This window comes from Mesorhizobium sp. M7A.T.Ca.US.000.02.2.1 (assembly GCF_003996995.1).
Lineage (GTDB): Bacteria > Pseudomonadota > Alphaproteobacteria > Rhizobiales > Rhizobiaceae > Mesorhizobium.
Genome location: NZ_RZTT01000235.1, coordinates 1 through 9,544 on the forward strand (window position 1 = coordinate 1; position 9,544 = coordinate 9,544).

The window sequence follows — 9,544 nt, forward strand, 5'->3', positions numbered from 1 at the left end:
ATTTCAAGGCGATCCGCGATGCTCCGACAAATCTCCGAAGATGTCCGCGTCAATCTGAAGGACCGGTTGCGGGAAGTCCGCGAAATCATCCGCCAGAGCCGCCATGACGGCAGCGGCGATGCCAGCATCCTGCGCGAAGCAACCAGCCATCTGCCGCCGTTTCCGGGCAAGGGCATCGAAGGCCTGCTCAGCCATGCCGCCAGTGCCGTCGACGAGGCGTTGTCGATCGCTGAAGCTTTCGTCCCGCATGAGCGCCCGATCAAAGTGGACGGCACGACGGTAAAGGGCCTCGGCACCTATTTCCCGATCGGCAACGAGGACCGCCAGCTGAGCGCCGAGCGCCTATTCCGGCGCGATATGTATTATCTGAGCAAGGCGGTGCTTGCCGGCCTGAACATCGACAATGCCCGCATCCACGAAGCCGATTTCGCGGCCGTCCATGCCACGATGCGCAAGCGGCATGGCGACCTCCTGGCCGCCTTGGGCACGCCAGGCGCCGGACTGCAGGCAATCGCGGGGATCTGTTCGGCGCTGCTGGTCGAGTGCCTCAGCCAGCGTCCGGTCCGCTTTGCCGAGACCGTGCCGGAAACGCCGGCCGCGATTGCCGGCCGGGCGCTCGACATAAGCTGCCTGGCGCCGCTCGCTTTGGCCTGCGGCCTGGCGACCACCGGCATTGACGGTGCGCCGGAGCCGGATATGCTGGAGATCGCGATATTGGCGGCGGATATTCGCCACGACCGCATCGTTCAGGCCTGCGCCAAGGCAAACCCGATCGCTGAACTGACACCGGTGTTCGCCACCTTGCTTGCCCATCTGCCGTAATTAGCCGGTCTGGGCTAGCCTTCAGCGGCCATGGCCATGATCGCTTTCTTGGCGCGCTGGATGGAAGCCGGGCTCATCGAGAGTTCGGTCAGTCCCATCTTCACGAAGGTCGCAATGAGATCGGGACGGCCGGCCGCCTCACCGCACATGCCGACCATGATACCGGCGGCGACACCAGCTTTTGCCGTCATTTCGATCGCCGACATGACGGCTGGATTGGTGACATCGTTGAGCTTGGCGACGGTCGGATTGAGCCGGTCGGCGGCCATGATGTACTGGGTCAGATCGTTGGTTCCGATCGAGAAGAAAGCGACCTCCTTGGCGAGCGCCGGGGCGATCAGCACGGCGGCCGGGGTTTCGATCATGACGCCGAGATCGAACGTCGCATGCGGCACGCCTTCGGCTTTCAGCTCGGCCGTGCATTCGTCAACCAGCACGCGCGTCTGCCTGACCTCCGAGAGGTCGGACACCATCGGCAGCATCACCTTGATGTTGCCGTGCACGGCGGCGCGCAGCAGCGCCCGCAGTTGGCGCTTGAAGATGTCGGGCCGGTCGAGACACATGCGGATGCCGCGCCAGCCGAGGAAGGGGTTTTCCTCGTCGGGAAATTCGATGCCGGCAATCGGCTTGTCACCGCCGATGTCGAGCGTGCGCACAATGACCGGATAAGGCGCAAAAGCCTTGGCCAGCGCCGCATAGGTCTCGGCCTGCATGTCTTCCGAGGGCAGATGCATATGGCGCATGAACAAAAGCTCGGTGCGGAACAGGCCGATGCCCATGGCACCAGCCTCTTGCGCCGCTTCGATTTCCTCAAGTGAGCCGATATTGGCCGCGACTTCAATGATCCTGCCGTCGGCGAGCGTCGGCGTCACCGTCTTGAAGATGGTCAGTCCGGCGCGCTCCTTTGCCGCCGCTTCGACGCGGCCGGCGAAATCGGCGCGGGTCGCCGCGTCGGGGTCGATGATCACATGGCCGGCATTGCCATCGAGTGCGACTTCTCGCGCGGTGCGCAAGGCATTGACCTGGCCGCCGAGGCCGAGCACGGCCGGAATGCCGTGCGAGCGCGCGATGATGGCGATGTGCGAAGTGGCGCCGCCATGGCCGCACACCACGCCGCCGATACGCTTCAGCGGCGCGCGTGCCAGATCCCAGGCACCGATGTCGTCGGCGATCAGGATAGCGCCTTCGGGGATGTTTTCGAGGCTGATATCGTCCTGCCCCAGCAACACGAGGCAGATCTGCCGCCCGACCGCATGAACGTCGTCCGCCCGGGCGTTGAGATAGTGATCGTCGACCGCGCTGAATTCGGCGGCAATGGTGGAGGCGGCGGTGATGACGGCGGAGACCGCGTCATTGCCGCCCTTGATCAGGCCCTCGGCCTCGCCGGTCAGGCTGTCGTCGGCGGCGATATCGCGCAGCGCCGCGACGATGCCGCGGTCTCCAGCCGACAGGCTGTCCTGCGCCAACGCATGATCCATGCGGGCCTGGACCGCGCCGACGGCTGTGCGGAACCTGTCGATCTCGCCTTCGATCTCCTCGGCCCGCAACACGCGGCCCCGTCCGGCGATATCGGGTGGGAAATGTGCAAAGGCCGGGCCGATGGCGAAACCTTCGCTGGCGGCCACGCCACGCAGGCGGTTTGCCCCGTCAGGTGCCGTCGGCACGGATCCGGACGCGGGTGCCGCTTCCTGCCCGGCATCATTCGCCGCGCTCTGCGCTTCCGCTTCATCATCCAGGCCAGCCCTCGGATTCTCGAGGTAGCCGATCAGCGCCTCGAGCGCCTCGATGGCATCGGCGCCATTCGCCCGCACCGTGACTTCCTGGTTCTCCTTGACCGCCAGCAGCATCAGCTTGACAGAACTCTTGGCGCTGACCGCCTTGCCGTCCTTGACCAGTTCGACGTCGGATTCGAAGCCCTTGGCGAGCTTCACGAACCGCGTCGCCGGACGGGCGTGCAAACCTTCATGCACTCGGACGATGGTCGAGCGTTCCATGGCAAATACTCTGGTTTTGGGCGCCGCTCCCAACATAGGCCGCGGCGCGAATGCTGTCAGGCGGCGATGGTGATGATCGCGCCGGTCTTCAGGGCGGCCACGAGCGCTTGTGGGTCGACTTGCGACGCACAGATCTCGCCCGGCCTCTCGGCCTCGGTAGCGCCGTTGAACGAAATGACCACATGACCCATTTCCAGCACCTTGCTCCACGCGCTGGAGCCGACCGCTGTGATAACAGCGGCAACCGGGCCGAGGGTGATCGAAGCGCCCTTGGCGGGCGCTCCGTCACTTGGTCCCTGCTCCGCCTTGTGGAGCACCGAAACCTCGGCAAGCTCCGGCGGCGAGCCATCCGCAAACAGGATGACCACGCCCCCTTCGGCAAGGTCCGCCACTTCGGGGCCGATGGCAGTGACCCGTGTTCTCAGCAGAACCGTCATATGGCGAACCTCATTTTTCTCAACTTTCCCTAGAGCGGTGAACCGCTCTATCTCTTTGTTTTGACGCAATTTCCAAGGGAAAGCATTGTGAGCTTTTCCCGGAGTTGCCTTAGAACACGATCAGACTGACGACCCAGGCGATCAGCACCGAGACCGGCCCCATGATCTGGCGGCTGATGAGCACCGCCGGAACGCCGATTTCGATCGTCTTCGGCTTGGCCTCACCGAGCGCCAGGCCGACGGGGACGAAGTCGCAGCCCACCTGGGTATTGTAGGCAAACAGCGCCGGCAGTGCCATTGCCGGCGAAATCGTGCCGTTGGCGATCTGCGGGCCGATAATGGCGACGCCGATGACCTGCGCGATGACAGCGCCTGGCCCGAGGATGGGCGACAGGAACGGCAGGCCGCAGATCGCCGAGATGATCAGCAGGCCGACGATGTTGTTGGCCAGCGGACCCATCGGCTGCGCCAGCACATCACCGATGCCGGTATACAGGATCAGACCGATGAGCATGGTCACGAAGGCCATGAACGGCAGCACGTTGCGGATGACCTGATCGATGGTGCGACGGCCGGCATTGAAGAAGATGCCGACGATACGTCCCATGACACGGCCGATCGTGCTGATGAGCCCGATCAGCCCACCTTCGCTCGGCAGCGGCTGTGGTGCCGCGGCCGCATTGTTGCTTGAACTCATCGCTGCTGCTCCCCCTGCAGTCGTGATCGTTTCGGATCCGTCCGCCATTGTGATGTTGGCCGGCTTCACGCCCGAAACGTAGATGTCCTCGGTGATGAACTGGGCCAGCGGCCCGGACTGACCGACCGGCGTCAGATTGACGGTCGGGATGCGCTTGCGCGGATAGACGCCGCATCGTGCGGTGCCGCCGCAGTCGACGACGACAACCGCCATCTCGCTTTCGATCGGTGGCGCCCTGAAGCCGTCGACGGCCTCGCCACCGGTCATGTCGGCAATAAGCTGCGCCACCGGGTGAATGCCACCACCGGTGACGGAAACAACCTTGCTGCGCTGTTCGGTCGGCTCGATGACGAGCGGGCCGCCCCAGCCGGTTTTGCCCTGGGTGATCCTTACGGCTTTGTATGTCTTGGCCATGATGTCCTCCCCGCCCTTACAGCTCGACGCCCTGGCGGCGTGCCATGATGGCGGTGATGCGTTCGGTCAGCATGCCCTTGAGCAGGATGACGACGAGGCCGACGATGGCGTACCAGATCGCCACCTTGACGTGGTAACCGGCAACGACGACGCCCTTCTTTTCCAGCTCCAGCAGCGCGACGAGAATGCCGCCCCAGACGAAATACTCGCCGGGATTGATGTGCGGGAACAGGCCGAGCGGCGGGTGCACATAGGACACGGCCGCGTCATAGAAGGCCGGCTTGTGCTTTTCTTCCAGGAACGATCCGAACGTATAGGCCATCGGATTGGTGAGGAAGAACACCGCCAGCAGCGGCAACAGCGTGTAGCGCGTCAGCGCGATCCGGCCGGCGCCGCGCGCCAGACCATGCACACGCTCTTCACCGACCAGTTCGGTGACCGCGTAGAAGGCCGTCATCAGCACCACCAGCGTCGGAATGATGCCGGTGACGAAGCCGGCGAAGACCTCGCCGCCCTTCTGGAAGATGCCGATAAAGTACTTGCCGATGGCGGTCAGCCAGCCGAGCTGCTCTTCCTGCTGGACGTCCTTCAGCTTTTCCTTGAACTGATCGACGGTGATCGGTCCGCTGTCCGCTTGCGCGAGGACAACGAGATGGTCGGAGGCATGCTCGACGGCGAGCTTGCCATGCAATGCGGCATCCGAGACCATGGCACCTGCGACATGCAGATTGTGCACGGCCATGTCGGCATGCTGCGCCAACAACGAAAATACAGACATTTCTCCTCCTTATGCCACCCGCCAGTTGATCCCAGTCGGTGCGCGGCGTCCTCTATCCCTTTGATTTAGAACCCGAAATCCTCCGGCTCTAAGCCCTTGCTACATTCAAACCGGACAGGCCCGGCTTCTTCCCCGGCTCCGACCGTGTCTTGTCGATCTGCTCGATCGCTCGTTTCACGGCCTCGGCCACACCGGGTTCCCCCTCCCCCATGATTGCAGGGTTGGACCGGAGTTTATCGAGGGGAACACCCTCGAACTCTTCATGTCTTTTGAACTTGGTGAAGACGGAACGGCCGCTCATCACCATCAGGCGGCGCACGACCAGATCGGGTGTCACCACCACGAGCGCGATGGTGCCCTTGGCCAACCGACCGCGAAAATTGCCGGCTCCGACGAAGCCGTCCTTGTACTGGTCGGTGACGCCCCTGAAGACATCCGAATAGTGCCGCATCTGCAGCCAGACGCCGAGCGACTGCAGCGCCCACACGATAACCAGCAGAAGCAGTCCCCACTGCCAAATCGCCATTCGGTTCTCCTCCCGAAGCCTCAGTTGAACCGCACCTTGGACCGGCGCGTGACAACAGCAAAGTGAGAACATTTGTTTCCGAGAATGTCAATATGTATGATATTGACCTCGGCTGCGGTCATCCACAGGGACGCTGACCGATTTCGGCCGTGGCGCCATTGTGCTAGGCTGACCGGGAAACAGGATACGAGGAAGATGGATCTGCCCTTCAGGGACGAACTGGCCTTGATGCCCGATCTTCGCCATCGGCTGCGGCAGTTGCGCTGGTTCCGCGCCACCTTTCGCGGCAGCGCGAAGGTGGTCTCGGATACGTTCGGCGTGCGCTTCGAGATCGACGAGGCCAAGCTCACCAGGGCCTTTCTCGACTGGGTCGAGATCATGGAGGCGCAGAAGCGCTTCGCCGCGATCGACCGCGCCGACTTCATCGTCTTTGCCGCCGGCCTCGTGCTGCGCGAACTGATAAAACAGGCGCCGGCCAGGGAAATCTCCAGCCTCACGCAGCTGATCGAGACGGAAACGAACGCCGGCACGCTGGAAATCGTCCGCTTCTGGCCGGAGGGTTTCCTCTACACCAACTACTGCGTCTCGGTGATTTCGGCGATCCACGAGCAGGAATTCGGCACCGCACCCGGCATCGACAAATGCGCCGACGATTTGCGCACGTGGTGGTCCTATCGCGAGAACGTGACCGAGATGCCGGCCTATGCGGTGGCTTTCCTCGACCGCTTTCTCGGCGCCGAACCGAACTGGATCACACCGGATCGCGCACAGTCCCGGCAAGCCATGCAACGGGCGCTCGGGTCTTCCCGTGCGAGCGATGCGTTGCGCCAGCTTTGAGCCCGCTCTTCACGCCCCCCAAAAACGCACGCGCTATTGAACATTTGACTTTTTGCCGATAGCGATGTGCGAAAATTGACTCGAGAGGGAAACGCGTGGCGCGACCAAGGCCTATTATTTTCGATTGCGACGGCGTTCTTGTCGACAGCGAGCCTCTGGCCGCCCGCGCCTATGAGCGCGTCTACGAAAAGCACGGCATGCCCGGCGTCAACACCAGCATCATCGCCCAATGCATCGGCATGAAGCAGTCCGATATCATCGCCAGGATCAAGGAATTGACCGGCCACCAGTTTCCGGCGACGGCGGACGGCGACATCTGGGCCGAGACCAAGGTGCTGTTCTCGCAGGAATTGAAGCCGACACCGGGAATCGCTGCGTTCCTCGAGATGCTTGCGGGCGACCGCTGCGTTGCCTCGTCCTCCTCCGTCGAGCGCATAAACCACAGCCTTGCCGTGACCGGGCTGGCGCGTTTCTTCGGCGATGCGATCTACAGCTCCTCGATGGTCAAGAACGGCAAGCCCGCGCCGGACATCTTCCTCTTCGCGGCGGACAAGATCGGCGCCAATCCCGTTGACTGCATCGTCATCGAGGACTCGCCCTTCGGCATTCAGGGCGCTGTCGCCGCCGGCATGACGGCGATCGGCTACACCGGTGGCGGCCATACCTATGCCGAGCACGCCGCGCGGCTGACGGCTGCCGGTGCCGATTTCGTCTGCGCCGACTGGCAAGAAGTTAGCCGGCAATTGTCCGGGCTCGGTGTGCCGGCCTAATCTGTCAGCGAACAGGCAGCCCAAGACGGACCGATTCGTCGGCCGGGATCACTGGCCCGACACGGAAATTGAAGGACAAGACCCTCGTCGCACCGGTGTCGACCTCGCACCGGAAGCCCAGATGGTACCATGTGGTTGTCGTGCGGAAGGCGACATCCGGGGCGTCGAGGATATTACCGACCTTCAGCGGAACACTTGGGATCAACTCGGGGAAATACGAGGCGTCCAGCAGTTGCTGCTGCAACGCGCTGGCGCAAAGTTTGGCGGCACGCTGGCCGCGAGGCACGCCGCCCTTCGAGGTCGTGGCCAGCGCATCGCCGGTAGCGCCCTGTGAATAGAGCTTGCGGACGCCCGGGAGGCCCGAAGCGTTCCGAGATGCAGACTTCTCGGGCTTTGAGGGGCTGGGCTTCGGCGCATTTGTGGGTTTGGGCTTCGGCGCATCGGCTGATGTGGGAAGGTCGATCTCGCTGCCGCCGCCATCGGCAGCCAAAGGCGCTGGTGCCGCGCCCCGTTGCTTGGCGGCATCGAGCGCCGCCTGATTCTCCGCCTGCTGTTTGGCTGCTTGTGATTTATATATCTCCTCGGTTGAAGCTGCCTGCGTCTCCTGTGTGGGCTCGGCGTCCTTCGCCGCGGTTGCCGGCTTCTCGTCGGCCTTGGTTGAATCTGGCCGGCCCTCGGAGTCTACCGGAGTGGCGGATTGGTTCTCCGCCTGCTTCGGCACGACAGGCGGCTTCGAAGCATCCTTGGCCGGTGACGGCGAGTTGTCTAGAGCGCTGCCCCCATCCAGGGATTTCCTAGGGCCGGTATCCTTGTCGCCGAACTGAAAAACAGGCTTCAAAACCTCGACTGGCGAGGGCTCCTGAGGCCGCTTTTCCGGCGGAGGTGGTTTTTCGACTTTCTGCTCGGGCGGTTTTTCAACCTTCGTTTCCTGCGGCTTTTCGGCCTTGGGCTCCTTTGGGGGCGGCGCCGGCGCGGGTCTCGGCTTTGGCTGATCGGGCGGAGACACGAGCGCGACGTTTACCGCCTGTTCCTGCTGCGGCTGTTGGGGAGGCGCCGGGAATTTGTAGACCAGGAACGCAGCGCTGAGCGCATGCAGGATCAGCGATGCGGGCAAAGCCCACAACAGATGCCGCCGTTCTCCTGTCTCGCCCTTCATCCTGACCGATGTGGAATGAAATAGCGGCGGCTTCAAGCATAGGCATTGGATTATACCCTGGGGTAGCCCGACCAAGGTGCTGGGGCGACGCAACAAGCGGCGGCCCACGATCCGGCCCATCATGACCTGGGATCAGCCAGTTCGCCGCCACCAGGATGGACGCCAATCCCGTTGACTGCATCGTCATCGAGGACTCGCCCTTCGGTATCCAGGGCGCTGTCGCCGCCGGCATGACGGCGATCGGCTAAACCGGTGGCGGCCATACCTATGCCGAGCACGCCGCGCGGCTGACGGCTGCCGGTGCGGATTTCGTCTGCGCCGACTGGCAAGAAGTTAGCCGGCAATTGGCTAGGTTTGGTGTGCCCGCCTAGTTTAGACGATACTTTGTGAATCCACGGCTGGCCCATTCGCCAGGCGGCACCAATGAGCCCACACGGAAGTTGAAGGACAGGACCCTCGTCGCATCGGCGTCGACTTCGCATCGGAAATTTAGGTTGTACCAGGCGTTTCTGGTGCTGAAGGCGGCCTGCGGAGGATTGAGAACATTGCCTTTGTCCAGCGTGATGGTTGGCACCCATTTGACCGTATAGTCGGCAGTTTGCAGTTCCCGGCTCAGAACGTTGCCGCAGAGGGTGGCCACCCGCTGACCGCGCGGCACATTCTCCATGGAGCTTGTAGCGAACGCATTGCCGGTTGCCCCTTGCGAGTAAAGCTTTCTGACGCCCGGAAGGCCGGAATAGATCGGTGATCCTGCAACGTCGTTGTTGGTGGGATTTGATCTTCCAGCATTCCCGATCGGCGCTTTGAAAGCTCTTGCGGGCTTGAACGTCATAGTCTTGGCGGGTTTGGCTTTGGGCTTTGCCTTTTCAGCCGAGGCTGGAGGCGCTGGCTTGCCACCGGTCTCAGCCGCCAATGGCTTTGGCATCACGACGGCTTGCTTTTCGGCGGGTTGCGGTGCGGGTTCCTGTTTGTCCGGCTGCTGTTTGTCGGTTTCCTCGGTCGCCTGCTTCTCCTCGCTTTGCGCGGGCTTTTCGTCCGGCGCAGCGGTGGCTGGCTTCTCGTCAGACTTGCTGGGCTCTGCCTTCTGCTGTGGCGTTGCAGGCGGGGCGGGCT

General features: G+C 63.0%; 10 protein-coding genes and 1 pseudogene. 4 read left to right on the plus strand and 7 right to left on the minus strand.

The window, feature by feature from the left end; translation table 11 throughout:
* The first annotated feature begins 18 nt into the window (after window positions 1–18).
* Complete coding sequence (locus EOD15_RS21045) at window positions 19–822, plus strand: hypothetical protein (RefSeq protein ID WP_127322497.1); 804 nt, start codon at window positions 19–21, stop codon at window positions 820–822.
* A 14-nt stretch (window positions 823–836) separates the two neighbouring features.
* Here the strand turns inward: EOD15_RS21045 and ptsP are convergent, their stop codons facing one another.
* From ptsP to EOD15_RS21070, 5 genes are all read right to left on the minus strand, one after another.
* Window positions 837–2,816, minus strand: a complete 1,980-nt coding sequence (gene ptsP / locus EOD15_RS21050; RefSeq protein WP_127408794.1) for a phosphoenolpyruvate--protein phosphotransferase — start codon at window positions 2,814–2,816, stop codon at window positions 837–839.
* Between the two features lie 56 nt (window positions 2,817–2,872).
* Window positions 2,873–3,253 carry a PTS glucitol/sorbitol transporter subunit IIA gene (locus tag EOD15_RS21055; RefSeq protein ID WP_013529330.1) on the minus strand — a complete coding sequence of 127 codons (381 nt, stop codon included), beginning with the start codon at window positions 3,251–3,253 and terminating at the stop codon, window positions 2,873–2,875.
* Window positions 3,254–3,362: 109 nt separating this feature from the next.
* The gene (locus tag EOD15_RS21060) at window positions 3,363–4,364 is read right to left on the minus strand and encodes a PTS glucitol/sorbitol transporter subunit IIB (RefSeq protein ID WP_127295941.1); all 1,002 of its coding nucleotides are present in this window, start codon (window positions 4,362–4,364) and stop codon (window positions 3,363–3,365) included.
* Between the two features lie 16 nt (window positions 4,365–4,380).
* Window positions 4,381–5,142: a PTS glucitol/sorbitol transporter subunit IIC gene (locus EOD15_RS21065; protein WP_013529328.1), complete on the minus strand. Its 762-nt coding sequence runs from the start codon at window positions 5,140–5,142 to the stop codon at window positions 4,381–4,383.
* An 88-nt stretch (window positions 5,143–5,230) separates the two neighbouring features.
* Window positions 5,231–5,668 carry a transcriptional regulator GutM gene (locus EOD15_RS21070; RefSeq protein WP_127269447.1) on the minus strand — a complete coding sequence of 146 codons (438 nt, stop codon included), beginning with the start codon at window positions 5,666–5,668 and terminating at the stop codon, window positions 5,231–5,233.
* Between the two features lie 195 nt (window positions 5,669–5,863).
* Between EOD15_RS21070 and EOD15_RS21075 the strand changes: the two genes are divergently transcribed.
* Window positions 5,864–6,505: a hypothetical protein gene (locus tag EOD15_RS21075; protein WP_127322147.1), complete on the plus strand. Its 642-nt coding sequence runs from the start codon at window positions 5,864–5,866 to the stop codon at window positions 6,503–6,505.
* Window positions 6,506–6,600: 95 nt separating this feature from the next.
* The gene (locus EOD15_RS21080; RefSeq protein WP_127408795.1) at window positions 6,601–7,275 is read left to right on the plus strand and encodes an HAD family phosphatase; all 675 of its coding nucleotides are present in this window, start codon (window positions 6,601–6,603) and stop codon (window positions 7,273–7,275) included.
* Between the two features lie 4 nt (window positions 7,276–7,279).
* Here EOD15_RS21080 and EOD15_RS21085 read toward each other — a convergent pair whose 3' ends face one another.
* Entirely contained in the window at window positions 7,280–8,431 is a 1,152-nt protein-coding gene (locus tag EOD15_RS21085; protein WP_127323130.1) for a DUF930 domain-containing protein, read from the minus strand.
* A gap of 140 nt (window positions 8,432–8,571) precedes the next feature.
* On the opposite strand from EOD15_RS21085, the pseudogene EOD15_RS21090 reads away from it, so the two are divergent.
* Window positions 8,572–8,802: pseudogene (locus EOD15_RS21090) on the plus strand (HAD family phosphatase); the annotation flags it as partial.
* Here EOD15_RS21090 and EOD15_RS21095 read toward each other — a convergent pair.
* A partial coding sequence (locus EOD15_RS21095; protein ID WP_127408796.1) for a DUF930 domain-containing protein occupies window positions 8,799–9,544 on the minus strand: 746 nt, incomplete at its 5' end. The pseudogene EOD15_RS21090 and the gene EOD15_RS21095 sit on opposite strands and share 4 nt — an antisense overlap.